Genomic DNA, 14,586 nt, shown 5'->3' with positions numbered 1-14,586 from the left:
ATCAGTTCCCCCTCGGTTTTTCACGGAAATATTCGTAGTAGAGCCAGGGCGTCACCACGATGACCACGGTGACGAACATGACGGTCGACGCCGCTGTGGCAAGGCCGATATTGCCGCGGCCGAACAGGTAATCCATGATGAATTTCCCGGGCACCTCGGTCGAAATTCCCGGGCCGCCGCCGGTGGTCGCCAGAACCAGCTCATAGACCCTGACCACGGCGATCGCCAGAAGAACGCTGGCGGTGATAATGGTCGGTCTCAGAATCGGTATGACGATGTGGAGATAGACGCGCCAGCTCGGGATGCCGTCGATGCGCGTCGCCTTCCACAGCTCGCGGTCGACGCCGCGCAATCCCGCCAGCATGATCGCCATTACGAGGCCCGTCGATTGCCATATGCCGGCAAGCACGATGACGTAGAGCGCCAGATTGCTCTGGACGATCCAGTCGAAGCGGAACCAGGTGAAGCCGATGCTGTCGGCAACCTTCTGCAGGCCGAGCGTCGGATTCATGATCCACTGCCAGACAAGGCCTGTCACGATGAAGGACATGGCGAAGGGATAGAGGAAGATCGTCCGGAACGTATTTTCGAAGCGAACCTTCTGGTCCAGCGCCACGGCAAGAAGGAAGCCGAGGATCAGGCAGCCGGCAATGAACAGAAAGCCGAAAAGCACGACGTTCTGCAGCGATATCTGCCAGCGTGCGGTGTCAAACAGCCGCTCGTACTGCTTGGTGCCGACAAAGATGTTGACCGGCAGCACCTTGCTGTCTGTGAAAGATATCCAGATGTTCCAGACAACCGTCACGACATAGGCGAGAAGGACGATGACGAAAGCAGGGAAAAGGGCGATATAGGGCGAAAAACGCATTCTCCTGCGGGTGGCGCCCGTCTTTACGACGGTCACACCGACAGTGGCGGCGCTTGTTTCAGGTGTGCTCATGACGCTCCTCCTCAGCATTCATGAAAACCGGCGGCAGGCCGGCCCTGCCGCCGCATGGATGTCGACTGAAGCTTACTTCGCCTGTTCTATGACCTTGGCAAACTGGTCGGCGAACTGATCGGGCGTCATGCTCGGTGTCGTCCAGTACTGGGCGACGAGGTCCTGTTCGGTCTGAACGATATCCTGCGATGTCAGCACGTCGGAGGTCAGGATCTGACGGCTCGGATCCTTGAGCGCGTTCAGACCCTTCTGAGCGCAGGCATCGAGCTTCGACGTATCGACGTCGAGACGAACCGGTACCGAGCCCTTCTTGGAGTTGAAGGCGAGCTGACCTTCCTTGGACATGATGACCGTTGCCAGCAGGGTCTGAGCGTCGACCGCCGCCTTGTCCTTCAGGACCGGGAAGACGAAGATGTCGCCGCCCATCATGAAGTTCGATTCGCCCGGCCCGAGGATGCAGCCGAAATCCTTGTCGGCGACGAGGCCTGCATGGATGAATTCGCCCTTGGCCCAGTCGCCCATAAACTGGATGCCGGCCTTGCCGTCGATCAGCATGCCGGTCGCGACGTTCCAGTCGCGGTTCGGGCTGCCCGGATCCTGGTAGTTGCGCAGCTTGGCGAAGACCTCGGCGACATGTTTGAACTTGTCGGACTTGACCGCATCCTTATCGAGATCCTTCCAGACCTTGCCGTAGAGATCCTTGCCGCCCTCACCGAGAAGGATGGCGTTGAACATCAACTGGAGCTGCCAGGGCTGGCCGCCAACGGCGACCGGGATCAGCCCGGCGGCCTTGATCTTGTCGAGCGCGGCAAACATTTCATCCCAGGTTTTCGGCTCCTCGGTCACGCCCGCCTTGGCGAAAACGGGCTTGGAATAGAACAGCCAGTTTTGGCCGTGGTCATTGATCGGCGCGCCATAGATATGGTCCTGGAACTGAATCGCCTGATAGAAGGCGGGCGTCAGGACGGATTTCCAATCCTGCTCCTTGGCCAGATCATCAAGCGGTCGCAGCAGGCCCTGCTGGGCCAGGTCGTTCATCTGCGTGCCGGTGTTGAACTGCATGGCCGTCGGCGGGTTGCCGCCGATGATGCGGTTGATGCCGATCGGGCGAGCGGTCGAGCCGGATCCGGCAATCGCGGTATCCACCCATTCGCCGCCGGCAGCGTTGAAGGCCTTGGCCAGTTCCTTCACGGCGGCGGCTTCGCCCCCGGATGTCCACCAATGCAAGACTTCGGCTTTCTTGCCGTCGGCCAGAGCGCCGGTCACGCTTGCCGCGACCAGCGCCGTGGCGCCGACCAATGCCATCATCAATTTACGCATACGTTCCTCCTCCTTTGATAACGTTCTCCAAACGCCCGTGCTCAGCCGCCGCCATCTTCAGACATCGGATGCCGAATTTCACGGTCCTCCAAAACCGTACCGCCGGGCCTCCATTCCCTGCGGCGAGTGGCCAATGCTCCCTTACGCATCGTCCCTTCGTCAAGCCCACAGTCCGAAAGGACTGCATTTTCCCAACCTATAGCGCAGCCTATGCGAAACGTCCCTCATTAATTGTGCGATCTATCGGATCCGGACGACCACAGCTGCTGTGGATTGCAACCACGCCGCGTGACTGGGCCGACCGCTCGAATGCCGTCATGACTTCCAGGGCGTGGAAGGCAAGTTCCGACGATACCCGATGCTGGCGTCCCGAGCGAAGGGAATCAACCATTTCAGCCGCGCCCAAACCGCGCAGCCCGAGATGGCCGGGCACACCCTCGGTATAGGGATGGTCGACCGGAACCTCCTCCCAGGCATCAGTGCCTTCGCGGAATATCTCGACCTTGCCGGTAAAGTTGTTCGGATCCGGCGTCACCATGGTTCCCTCCGAGCCATAAAGCTCGATCTGGTTGTGCTTGTGCTTGATGACATCGAAGCTGGTCGCGATGGTCACCGTCGCGCCGCTATGGAACTCCATGACGCCAGTCAGATGCGTCGGCACCAGTACCTTGATCGTCTCGCCGCGATGCGGATCGGTCTTCACCATGCGCTCGATGCGAGTGATCTTTGCGGTGCCGAAAACCTCGCGCACGGGGCCGAGCAAGGCAATGAGGTTGGTCACGTAATAGGGACCGACATCCAGCATCGGCCCACCGCCACGGCCGTAGAAGAAGGCCGGATTGGGATGCCAATGCTCATGGCCGGGCAAGAGCAGCATGGCGGTGGCCGAGATCGTCTTGCCGATGCGGCCTTCATCCAGCAGCCGCCGTGTCAATTGATGACCGCCGCCGAGGAAGGTGTCGGGCGCGCAACCGAGCCGCAGGTCACCGGCACGGGCGATCGACATGAGTTCCTCGGCCTCCGCCATGGAAACGCCTAGCGGCTTTTCGGAATAGACATGCTTGCCGGCAAGAAGCGCCTTCTTGCTGATGGCATAATGCGAGACTGGCGTCGTCAAATTGATGATCAGGCCGATTTCCGGATCGGCCAACATCGTATCCAGCGCCACGGCCTCAATACCGAACTGCGCAGCCAGCTTCTGCGCCGATGAATCATAGAGATCGTAGATCGATTTCACACGGATAAAATCGAACATATGCAGGGTTGCGACATAGGTGGCGCTGATATTGCCGGCGCCGACGATGCCGACTTTCATGGGCTCATTGCTCATTGGGATTGCCTCTAGGAAATGATGATGTCGAGTTCGGCGGCGGCGGCGCGCAGATAGCTCATGCCGCGTCGCATCTCCTCGTCGAATTCCGGTGTCGCTTCACGGAAATGCGTCCAGTGAGACGCTCCCGGCGCATCCTCCAGCTCCAGCGTGATCGGACCGGAATAGCCGATCGCCTGCAGTGCCGCGAAAATCGCCTTCCAGTCGATCTTGCCGCGCCCCGGCCGCCAGTGGGCATTGGTATGGCCCTCATTGTCGGAGAAATGGGTGTTGAAGATGCGGTCGCCGAGTGCCAGCACGACGTAGTGCGGCATGTCGCCGGCCGGAAAGAGGTGGCTCGGATCGAAATTCAGGCCGAGGTTGGGAGCGCCTGTGCGCTCGATCAGACGCTGCATGCCTTGGCCAGAGCTGACCCAGCGATAGGGATGCGGCTCGATCGCCACGCGCAGGCCCGCCGAAGCAGCGATTTCGCAAGCCTTGGCAAAACCATCGATGACCACATCATATTCGCCCGTCCAGTCCCATTGCGGCTCGACCGCCGCTGTCCACTCCTGCGAAATCGGCCGTTGCAAGATCGGCTTGACGTCGGACTGAAAGGGATAGGGCGTCATGCTGGTGACGATGGGCGTGCCGATCTCCGCCGCCACATCCATTCCGCGCTTGTAGCCATCGAGATCGACGCTTGAAGTCGCCGCTTCCGCCACGCGGCTGAAGGGCAGATTGAAGAAGAAGTTGGTGAGCACCAGCCCCTCGCCACCGGCGATCTGCTTCAGCTCGCGAATGGTCTCCTGCGTGTAATAGGCCAGCATGTCGACCGACCATGCGGTGAGCTCGAAGCCCTTGCAGCCGGTGCGGGCAAGTCGCCGCAGCGGTGCCGCGTAAGGCGGGTTCCAGTTGAACGTCCAGATTGGCGATCCGAAAAAAAGCGCGCCTTGGCTCACGTCATCCTCCCTTGGAATGTGGCTGCCCGCCTGCGGCAGGGCTTCCGTGCCCTCGTCGATATTTTTGCCAATCGGAGCCTCAAACCCCTCCGAATGACAATTCGTAACGTTACGATTGTTGGATAATCATGATGCTGTCAAGCGATCATTTTCTTGGCAACAGGCGCGGCATTTCCTATAAATGCGCGAAATTGTAACGTTACGAATATCTTCTACGGCTCGGCTGATGTTCCCGACTGCTGCGCATATCAGGCAGAGAGTAGCTGACTATTGTGATCGACGAATTCGGCCTGAACGATTTCGCGTAGCTCAGCGGGATCGTCACCGGCGATCGCCAGGGTTAGAAAGGCGGCCAACCGCTCGCCGATCGCATGATTGGAGTAATAGAAAGTACTGAGCGGTGGATTGAAGAAATCGGGCAATGCCGTGCCGCCATAGGTGATCAGCGCGAAATCCTGCCCACCCTGTCGGCCTGCGTCCCGCAAGCCGGCCAGGAAGCCCAGAGCCGCCTCCTCGCTCGCGACGAAGGCGGCGGTCGCTTCCGGATTTTGCGTGACGACGCGCTTTGCCAATTCGCGACCATTATCCGGCGTTCCCGCCGTGAAGTGGATCTGTTCGCCCGTAACATCGAGATGCCGCTCGGCAAAGGCCTTGCGCCATCCCCGGACGAACTGGAGGCTATAGGTGAATTGACTGCTGGGCGCGATCAGCAACGGCTTGCGATGGCCGGCATCCAGAAGCAGGCGCGCGGCGTGCGCGCCGATCACCTCATGATCGAGGTCTATGCTCGGATGGACGCTCAACAATTCGGTGCGGCCGAAAGTAACAAAAGGCATGCCGACCTCAAGCAGATATTTGACGCGGTCGTCCTGCGGCGTCGTATGCGTGATGATGATGCCGTCGACGGACCCTTCCTCGACGATATCGCGCACCGTCGCGAAGGGATCATCCGCCTGCAGTTGCGGCACGATGGTGGTCCGGTATCCCCGCGCCTTCATGTAGCGCGACGCACCCTCGATCAGCGAGGCGACGACAATATTCACCTCGCCCTCACGCCCGAATGGCAGCACGATGCCGATGGCGTGGGTCTTGCCGGTGCGCAGATTGATACCGCCAAGATTGGGGCGATAACCAAGCTCGCTCGCCGCTCGCTTGACCAGCTCGATCGTCTCGCGATTGACCTCGGGTCCCTCTTTCAAAGCCCGGCTGACGGTTGTGACCGAAAGGCCGAGAGCAGTCGCGACCGTTCGCAAGGTCACGCGCTGGCCAGCTTCGCGCCGCAAGCCGCGCCCTAGTCCCCATCCATGCACTTTCGACAAATCTTTCTGCTCCGTCATATCAGCCTGACAATGCCCGCCGGCGAATGGCGACGCAAGCGCGGAGCCGCGCTCATCGCAACGGAAAGACCAGCAGGCCCCGCCGGCGCATATGCTCGACAGCAAATTGCTTAATGCAACTTTTTGTAATTGACATTCATAAAAGCAATTTTAAAGTGCAAATCATTGCTCGCTACTTTTGAAAGAATAGCTCATGGACAAATATACCAAAACTGTTTTGACAATCATTGCCGTCGCGCTTGCAGCGATCGCCATCCAAAACACGATCACGCCGGCACAAGCCGTCGGTGGCGGTTGTGGTTTGGAGACTTATAGGCCCTGCTACGTAAAGCTCGTAAACTAACAAAACCCATCGTTCGCAGCCCGAGCTCGCTGACCGGATTCTCCGGATCTGCCGTTTGGGCCGATATCGGCGGATCCGAAACTGCGGATCGACATCGCAGATAGTGGCAATGGCATGCCCGGAAGTGCTCCCGGGCAGCCTCTTTGCTACCCAATCGTTTATGAACTAGCGATTTTTCGTGCAGTCTGAATGGCCGTGCGGGCACCGGCCCGCAACTGCGCCGTTTCCGCGCCGGCGATGACCAGATCGAGGCCAAGTTTCAGATATTGCCCGGCGCGATCGCCATCGCCGCCGAAGGCGCAGATCACCTTGCCATGGGCGCGGCAACGTGCAAGCACCGTCGACAGCGCCTGATCGATCGCCGCACTTTCCGGCGCCAATCGCGCACCGTTCGAAAGCGCGATGGAAAGATCGGATGGGCCGACAAAAATGCCATCGATACCATCGACAGCAAGTATCTCGTCGATGGCGTCGAGCGCCATGCGGGTTTCCACCATAGCGATGGTGACGGTCAGACTATTGGCGCTCTGCAGATAGTCTTCCGCTGAAATGCCGAAATGATTGAGCGCAAGCGAAGGCCCCCAGCTACGCTCGCCGAGCGGCGGATATTTCGTCGCCTTCACCAGAGCGCGAGCGTCATCGGCGGAATTGATCATCGGCGCGATGATGGCGGAGGCACCCGCATCCAGAAGCCGCGAGGCGGAGGCGAAATCGCCGACCGGGATGCGGGCGATCGCCGGCTTGCCGGCGAGCCTTACATGCGCAATGCCGTTGGCGGCCGACGCCATGTCCCACATGCCATGCTGCATATCCAGCACAACGGTATCGAAGTCTTCCTGCGCCAGGTGATTGACGAACAGCGGGTCGGGTGTGCCGATCCAGGCAGAGATCATACCGCCATTCTCGCGACGCTTCAGGCGCCCGGCAAAGCCGTTAATGTCAGTCGTCATATTGATTTTCCTCACCTAATCGAGCGCAAGCCCTATCTTTCGAGATGGCCTTCGACAATCAAATCAAGGCCGCCACTACCGCCGACAATACTCAATTCCGACGCCCGGGCCACTCGAAAGTGACCATCCGACGCAAGCGCGTCAAAAAAGCCGACCCTAGCGTGATTGCCACCGCACGGCGGGCCGCTTCATCCCGAACCTGACAGATGAACATGACAAATATCCGGATATTTTCGCTGCTTGGCTGGCCGATAGCACGATCGGTTGATGACAAGATGTTTGAAAATCACAACGCGGCAAGGCCATGGCTTCCATGACGGAAAAAACACCGTAAAACACTATCGACGCCGCGCCATGCGCGCGGATGCACACAAGGCAGACAGAGGACGTCGACGACATGCAGCAGCGAGACTTTTTCAAGCCCGGCCGTTCGGTCACCGTTTCGGACAAGGGCATGGCCGCCACCTCCCATCCGCTGGCAACACTCGCCGCCGTCGACATCCTGCGTGCCGGCGGCAATGCCGTCGACGCCGCGGTCGCTGCGGTCGCGCTGCAGTCGGTCATCGATCCCCACATGACCGGCATCGGCGGCGACTGCTTCGCCCTCTATAGTGCCGCCGGCGGCATGCCGGTCGCGCTCAACGGCTCCGGCCGCGCGCCACAAAAGGCAAAACTCGACTATTTCCTCGAACAGGGCTTCACCGCCATTCCCGACGACAGCCCACATGCCGTCACCATTCCCGGCGCGATCGATGCATGGTGCCGGCTGATCGGCACCTACGGCAGGCTGGATATGGGCCGCGTACTGGCTCCGGCCATCGCCGCCGCGGAAGACGGCTATTGCATCACGCCGCGTGTCGAACTCGACTGGCATCGTTACAGCGACCGCGTCGCCAAATATCAGGATTCGGCCGCCTACTTCCTGCCGAACGGCCGGGCGCCGAGAACGGGTGAACGCGTCACCAATCCCGCCCTCGCCGCGACGCTGAAGGCCATCGCCAGGGATGGCCGCAACGCCTTCTATCGCGGCCCGGTGGCCGAGGAGATCACCGCGCTTCTGAAATCGCTGGGCGGCCTGCACGAGGAAAGCGATTTCGCCGACTACAAGGCGTTCGAGACCAAGCCGATCTCCGGCAAGTTCCGCGGCCGCGATCTTCTGGAATGCCCTCCGAACGGTCAGGGCCTTGCGGCGTTGCTGATCACCCGCATCCTCGACGGTTTCGATCTTCGCGACCCGAAGCTTTCCGAAGCCGATCGCATCCACCTGCATGCCGAAGCGACCAAGGCGGGCTATGCCATGCGCGATCAACTGATCTGCGATCCCGATTATCTGACCTTCGACATAGACGAACTGCTGTCGGAGCACTCGGTCGCGGCCATGCGGGCAAAGATCAGCCTCGAGCGCGCCGCCGATGCCAAAATCTGGGATGGGCCGACGCATCGCGACACCGTCTACGTCTCCGTCGTCGATCGCGATGGCAACACCATTTCACTGATCAATTCGGTCTTCATGGCCTTCGGCAGCGGCATCTATGCCCCGCGCTCGGGTGTCCTGCTGCAAAACCGCGGCGCCGGCTTCGTCGTCAAGCAGGGCCATCCAAACGCCATCGGCCCCGGCAAACTGCCCTTCCACACGATCATCCCGGCGATGCTGATGGAAAACGGCAAGGTGCTCATGAGCTTCGGCATCATGGGCGGGCAATATCAGGCGGCTGGCCATGCCCATATGCTGACCCAGATCCTCGACCGCGATCTCGATCCGCAGCAGGCAAGCGACCAGCCACGCAGCTTCTGCTTCGGCGGCAAGCTGTCGCTGGAGCCGACGATATCGGAAGAAACCAAGCGAAATCTCGAACGCCGCGGCCATGTCGTCGAATGGGCGGACGAGCCGATCGGCGGTGCGCAAGCGATCATGATCGATCACGAGCGCGGCATCCTGCTCGGCGGATCCGACCACCGCAAGGATGGCATCGCGCTTGGCTATTGACTTCGAATATTGACGGAGCAAGAGGTGGGGCCTATATTATGACTACACTAGTCATATAGGTGACCTATGAGAGAAATTCAGTTGAAGGATGCGAAGGCAACACTTTCCGCCGTTGTCGATGACGCTCTCAGCGGCAATGCGGCCGTCATCACCCGCCATGGCGAACGCACCGCCGTCATCATTTCCTATGACGAATATCAAAAGCTGAAGCAGGTTCCGTCCTTTGGTTGGTTGCTAACCAATGCACCGCTGGAAGATGACGACCTGCCCGTGCGCAAGCCGGGCCGACTGCTGCGCGATAACGATATCTGATGTATCTTCTGGATACGAACATCATTTCCGCGACATCGCCGCTGCGTGCGCAAGATTTACTGTCACAAACGGTTCGGGCATGGGTTGCGGCCCATGCCGATCGGCTTTTCCTATCCGCGATAACCGTCGCTGAAATAGAAACTGGGATCGCGAAGGCCCATCGAACAGGTGCCAGCCAGAAAGCCAGTCTGCTTGGCGAATGGCTCGCGCTCGTCCTCCATCTCTATGGCGAACGTATCCTGGCGTTCGACGCGGCAACGGCCCGCATCGCCGGTCGCCTGTTCGACCAAGCGGTCGGGCGTGGCGGAAACCCTGGGTTCGAAGATGCAGCCATCGCCGCAACGGCGCTGCGGCATGATTACACGGTTCTCACCCGGAACCTGAGACACTTCGAGTTAATGGATGTTCGCTCGCTCGATCCGTTCGCCAATCCACCGGAACTATAAGGTCCTCAGATAATCCCGCCGCTGCCGCCAACCGAGGTCGGTCGTTCGCCGGCAACCTTGCGGCGATAGCCGCTTGCCCTGTAGGTCGCGACGGGATCGATGGCGCCGCCGGCGCGACGGCGGGCTTCGGCGAGGATCGGCTCGACATCGGCGCGATAGGCGCGCTTCAGCGTTTCCGACGCCATCAGCGCGTCGTTGGCATCCTGATAGTCCGCCAGCGCATTTCGGTCGACGATCAGCGCCTGCGCATAAGCGCGGCGGATCTCGTTGGCGCTGGAAATCAGGCTCTCGATCGGATCGGTGACATTGTGCGATTGGTCGATCATGTGCGCCGGATTGAAATCGTTGACGCCGCGCCGTTCGGCATCGACCAACTCGTTGAAGACGAGGAACAGGCGGTAGGGCTCGATGGCGCCGGCGTCGAGATCGTCATCGCCATATTTGGAATCGTTGAAGTGGAAGCCGCCAAGCTTGCCGAACTGAATGAGGCGCGCGACGATCATTTCGATGTTGGTGTTCGGCGCGTGATGGCCGAGGTCGACAAGGCAGTGGGCTTTCGGGCCCAGTGTCTGCGCGATCAGGTAGTTGGTGCCCCAATCCTGCACGATCGTGGAATAGAAGGCCGGCTCGTACATCTTGTGTTCGGAAAACAACCGCCAGTCATCAGGCAGCGCCTTGTAGATATCCGCCATGGACGCGAGATAGCGCTCGAATGCCCTCGTGAAATTGCTCTGTCCGGGAAAGTTCGAACCGTCGCCGATCCAGACGGTCAGCGCCTTCGAGCCGATCGCCTTGCCGATCTCGATACATTCGATGTTGTGCTCGACGGCCTGGGCGCGGGTTGCGGCATCGACATGGCTGAGCGAACCGAACTTATAGGAATGCGCCTGGCCGGGCGCATCGGAGAAAGTGTTGGAATTCATGGCATCGAAGCCGAGGCCGAGCGCATCGCCCTTCGCCTTCAATTCGCGGGGATCCGCCTTGTCCCAAGGGATATGCAGCGAGACCTTGGGCGTTGCGCGCGTCAATTGCTGAATGACGGCGCAATCGTCGAGCTTGTCGAAAATGCCGCGTGGCTCGCCGGTGCCAGGGAAGCGGGCAAAGCGCGTGCCGCCGGTGCCGACACCCCAGGACGGGACGGCGACGAAGAATTCCGAGACCTTCGTCGTCACGGTTTCGATATCGACGCCACGGCGGGCGAGTGTGGCGCCCAGCGCCTCGTAATCGGATTTGAGCGCAGCGGCGCGCTTGTCGTTTTCGGCAGCGACCAGATCAGGCGCAATTCTAAACTCGGCCATTCTTTCCTCCCAGATACGTCATTCGAAATGTTACAGCGTTTCGATCGTGCGGCCTCCTCTTCTCCCCAGCGGGGAGAAGATGCCCAACGGGCAGATGAGGGGGACAAGGAGCGTGGCGACGAGTATCTTGAGCACCAGCGAAAGATAAAACTGCGTTTTGCCGCGCCCCCTCATCCGACCCTTCGGGCCACCTTCTCCCCGTCGGGGAGAAGGGAGAGCGTATCCATCACCGCGTGAAGCTTTGCGCGTTGCCGGCGTCGACGTTGATGATATTGCCTGTCGACTTGGCGGAAAGGTCCGAAGCCAGGAAGTAGATCGCCTCGGCAATGTCCTCCGGAAAGACGTTGAGCTTCAGCATCGAGCGCTTGCGGTAATGTTCCTCGAGTTCGTCCACCTCGATCTTCGAAGAGGCCGCCCGCTGTTCGCGCCATTCGCCGTTCCAGATCTTCGAACCGCGCAGGACGGCATCCGGGTTGACCGTGTTGACGCGAATGCCGGCTTCGGCACCTTCCAGCGCCAGGCAACGTGCGAGATGGATCTCGGCGGCCTTGGCCGTGCAATAGGCCGCCGCATTCGGCGATGAAGCAAGGCCATTCTTCGAGGCGACGAACACGACATTGCCGCCGAGGTTCTGCCGACGGAACAGCCGGAAAGCCTCCCGTGAAACGAGGAAGTAGCCTGTCGCGAGGATGTCGATATTACGGTTCCACATCGAAAGCTCGGTGGTTTCGATCGGCGCCGAGGAGGCGATGCCGGCGTTGGATACCAGAATGTCGATGCCGCCGAATTCGACGCAGGCCTCGGCAAAGGAGGAAATGACAGCGTCTTCCTTGGTGACATCGAGCTTGACGCTGCGCACCGTATCGGCACCGAATTTCTTGGCGAAATCCTCGTGCGTCCCCTCAAGTGCCGCGTGATCGATATCCGCCAGCACCACGCAGGCGCCCTCGCCGGCCAGACGCGCCGCCGTGGCGCGACCGATACCGCCGGCACCGCCGGTGACGAAGGCAACCTTGCCGGCAAGGCTCTTCGGCTTCGGCATGCGCTGCAGCTTTGCCTCTTCCAGCAGCCAGTATTCGATATCGAAAGCTTCCTGCTCCGGCAGGCCCTGATATTCGGACACGGTGGAGGCGCCGCGCATGACGTTGATGGCGTTGACATAGAATTCGCCGGCGATACGGGCGGTCGCCTTGTCACGGGCAAAGGACAGCAGGCCGACGCCCGGCACCAGGAAGATCACCGGATTGGGATCACGCATGGCGGGCGAGTTGTCGTGCTTGCAGTCGTTGTAATAGCGGGCGTAATCGGCGCGGTAGTCTTCCAGCGCCTTGTCGAGACCGGCGATAACGGCATCGACATCGGGCTTGGCCGGATCGAAATCGACGATCAGCGGGCGGATCTTCGTGCGCAGGAAATGGTCCGGGCAGCTCGTGCCGAGCGCACCGAGCGGCCGCAAATTCCTGGAGTTGACGAATTCGAGCACGGCAGCCTGATCGTCGAAGTCGCCGAGCTTACGCTCCGCCTTGCCGATCCGGCCGCGAATTTCCGGCATCAGCCGCGCAGCGATCGCACGCCGTTCGGCCTGTGGCAGGCTCTGGACGGCCGCACCGCCGAAGATCGTCTTCCCTTCGGTCTTGGCGGCAAACCATTCGATGGCCTTGTTGATGATCTGAAGCGTCAGCTCGTAGCAGGCTTTGGCGTCATTGTCCCAGGTGAACAGGCCGTGGCTTTCGAGCACGACGCCCTTGGCATTCGGATGCGCCTTGACGAAGGCTTCGAGATCGAGGCCGAGCTGGAAGCCGGGACGGCGCCATGGCAGCCAGCCGATCTCCTCGCCGAAGATCTCCCGTGTCAGTTCGCGCGAATTCTTCGAGGCGGCGATGGCGATGATGGCATCGGGGTGCATGTGGTCGACATGGGTGAACGGCACGAAGCCATGCAGCGGCGTATCGATGGAGGCAGCGCGCGCATTGAGATTGAAGGTGCAATGCGGCAGGAAGCCGACCATGCGATCCTCATCGGCGACGCCTTGATAGATGGCCTTCAGACTATCGAGCTTTTGCTGGTAGAGCGTGGCAAACCCATCGAGCTTGATGGTGCCGACATCACCGCCGGAGCCCTTGACCCAGAGAACCCTCACCTTCTCGCCGGTCAGCGGATCGGTTTCCATGACCTTGGCCGACGTGTTGCCGCCACCGTAGTTGGTGATACGCTTGTCGGCGCCAAGCAGGTTGGACCGGTAAAGCAGTTTGCCCGGCTCATCGAGGCCGGCCGCATATGCATCATCCCAACGGTTCTTCAGAAGCTGAACGTCAGCCGCCATGTCATCCTCCCTTGAAATCAAGTCTTGCAAGCGGAACCGGAACATGCAGGTACCACTCTTTGTGAGCAGGGTATCGCTCACACACAGTCACCTTGTCAATCGAAAACGATCATATTCGATAATGCTGCGATGCAATATGAAAGTTTATGATCGTTTATGATTGACACTTTGTCATATTTGCGAAATAACCGCCAACAAGGAGGAGCCGATGCACGAACGTGAACGCCATCGCATTATTCTGAGCGCCGTACAGGAAAAGCCTGTGGTGACCATTCAGGATATTTCCGAGCTGACAGAAGCTTCGGAAGCGACGATACGCCGTGATATCGCAGCCCTGCATGTCCAAGGGAAGATCCGCCGCGTCCGTGGTGGCGCAGAATCGATCCACCCTCCGCAGCTCGGCAATCTGGCCGGCCGCCCCTTCCGTGTCTCAGAAGCGGTCAATATCGATAAGAAACGCGCAATTGCGCGCAAGGCCGCTGAATTGTGCAATCCGGGCGACGCCATCATCATCAATGGCGGCACGACCACCTTTCAGCTGGTGCATTACATTTCGGGTTTCCGGCTGCAGGTGATGACCAATTCCTTCGCCATCGCCGAACATCTGGTCAAGCATTCGAAAAATACGGTGACGGTTCCGGGCGGCGCGATCTATCGCGAGCAGAGCCTGATTCTCTCGCCCTTCGACAACGACACGACACGCAATTTCTACGCACGACGCATGTTCATCGGCGCGCAGGGCGTCGGCCCGCTCGGCATCATGGAGGCCGACGGGCTGCTGATCCAGAGCGAGCAGAAGCTGATGCGCCAGGCCGACGAACTCATCCTCATGGTCGATTCGAGCAAATTCCGTCAGCGCTCCAGCCTGATCCTTTGCCCGCTCGAGCAAGTAACGACGATCATCACCGATGACGGCATTTCGGCAGACACCGTGCGGATGATCGAGGATGCAGGCGTATCGCTGATTATTACAAGCGTTTCGGCTGAGGCCGAGGAGGAAGATTCCCCGTCGGTCGCATAAGGGACGCGGCTGTGGCGGGGTGAGCATGGCCTATCAAC

The 14,586-nt window shown here is 60.1% G+C and carries 12 protein-coding genes; 4 read left to right on the top strand and 8 right to left on the bottom strand.

Translation table 11 applies throughout. From position 1 onward, the window contains the following. Position 1: 1 nt before the first annotated feature. The 6 genes from AB8B29_RS20905 to AB8B29_RS20880 all read right to left on the bottom strand — a co-directional run bounded on the left by AB8B29_RS20905 (position 2) and on the right by AB8B29_RS20880 (position 7,161). Positions 2-868: a carbohydrate ABC transporter permease gene (locus AB8B29_RS20905; RefSeq protein WP_037193200.1), complete on the bottom strand. Its 867-nt coding sequence runs from the start codon at positions 866-868 to the stop codon at positions 2-4. Between the two features lie 144 nt (positions 869-1,012). Further along, on the bottom strand, positions 1,013-2,260 hold the full coding sequence (locus tag AB8B29_RS20900; protein WP_080760457.1) for an ABC transporter substrate-binding protein: 1,248 nt from the start codon (positions 2,258-2,260) through the stop codon (positions 1,013-1,015). Between the two features lie 208 nt (positions 2,261-2,468). Further along, positions 2,469-3,590, bottom strand: a complete 1,122-nt coding sequence (locus AB8B29_RS20895; RefSeq protein ID WP_037192444.1) for a Gfo/Idh/MocA family protein — start codon at positions 3,588-3,590, stop codon at positions 2,469-2,471. Between the two features lie 11 nt (positions 3,591-3,601). After that, complete coding sequence (locus AB8B29_RS20890) at positions 3,602-4,531, bottom strand: sugar phosphate isomerase/epimerase family protein (RefSeq protein WP_037192445.1); 930 nt, start codon at positions 4,529-4,531, stop codon at positions 3,602-3,604. Positions 4,532-4,779: 248 nt separating this feature from the next. Further along, a complete protein-coding gene (locus AB8B29_RS20885) occupies positions 4,780-5,841 on the bottom strand; it encodes a LacI family transcriptional regulator (protein WP_245297469.1) in 1,062 nt (353 codons plus the stop codon). A gap of 528 nt (positions 5,842-6,369) precedes the next feature. Further along, on the bottom strand, positions 6,370-7,161 hold the full coding sequence (locus tag AB8B29_RS20880) for an HpcH/HpaI aldolase family protein (RefSeq protein WP_037192451.1): 792 nt from the start codon (positions 7,159-7,161) through the stop codon (positions 6,370-6,372). 397 nt (positions 7,162-7,558) lie between these two features. Between AB8B29_RS20880 and ggt the strand changes: the two genes are divergently transcribed. The 3 genes from ggt (at position 7,559) to AB8B29_RS20865 (ending at position 9,906) form a co-directional block, all read left to right on the top strand. Further along, positions 7,559-9,148: a gamma-glutamyltransferase gene (gene ggt / locus AB8B29_RS20875; protein ID WP_037193204.1), complete on the top strand. Its 1,590-nt coding sequence runs from the start codon at positions 7,559-7,561 to the stop codon at positions 9,146-9,148. A gap of 66 nt (positions 9,149-9,214) precedes the next feature. Then, complete coding sequence (locus AB8B29_RS20870) at positions 9,215-9,460, top strand: type II toxin-antitoxin system Phd/YefM family antitoxin (protein ID WP_037192453.1); 246 nt, start codon at positions 9,215-9,217, stop codon at positions 9,458-9,460. After that, a complete protein-coding gene (locus AB8B29_RS20865; RefSeq protein WP_037192455.1) occupies positions 9,460-9,906 on the top strand; it encodes a type II toxin-antitoxin system VapC family toxin in 447 nt (148 codons plus the stop codon). The genes AB8B29_RS20870 and AB8B29_RS20865 overlap by 1 nt, the downstream gene beginning before the upstream one ends. 5 nt (positions 9,907-9,911) lie before the next feature. Here the strand turns inward: AB8B29_RS20865 and rhaI are convergent, their stop codons facing one another. Both rhaI and AB8B29_RS20855 read right to left on the bottom strand, forming a co-directional pair. Then, positions 9,912-11,204, bottom strand: a complete 1,293-nt coding sequence (rhaI, locus tag AB8B29_RS20860; RefSeq protein ID WP_037192457.1) for an L-rhamnose catabolism isomerase — start codon at positions 11,202-11,204, stop codon at positions 9,912-9,914. A 226-nt stretch (positions 11,205-11,430) separates the two neighbouring features. Then, positions 11,431-13,527: a bifunctional rhamnulose-1-phosphate aldolase/short-chain dehydrogenase gene (locus AB8B29_RS20855; protein ID WP_037192459.1), complete on the bottom strand. Its 2,097-nt coding sequence runs from the start codon at positions 13,525-13,527 to the stop codon at positions 11,431-11,433. A 208-nt stretch (positions 13,528-13,735) separates the two neighbouring features. On the opposite strand from AB8B29_RS20855, the gene AB8B29_RS20850 reads away from it, so the two are divergent. Beyond that, a complete protein-coding gene (locus AB8B29_RS20850; protein WP_037192461.1) occupies positions 13,736-14,548 on the top strand; it encodes a DeoR/GlpR family DNA-binding transcription regulator in 813 nt (270 codons plus the stop codon). Positions 14,549-14,586 lie beyond the last annotated feature (38 nt).

Source organism: Rhizobium sp. 11_C7_N12_5, assembly GCF_051811145.1.
GTDB lineage: Bacteria > Pseudomonadota > Alphaproteobacteria > Rhizobiales > Rhizobiaceae > Rhizobium > Rhizobium lusitanum.
This window is presented reverse-complemented; position numbering and strand designations above follow the sequence as displayed.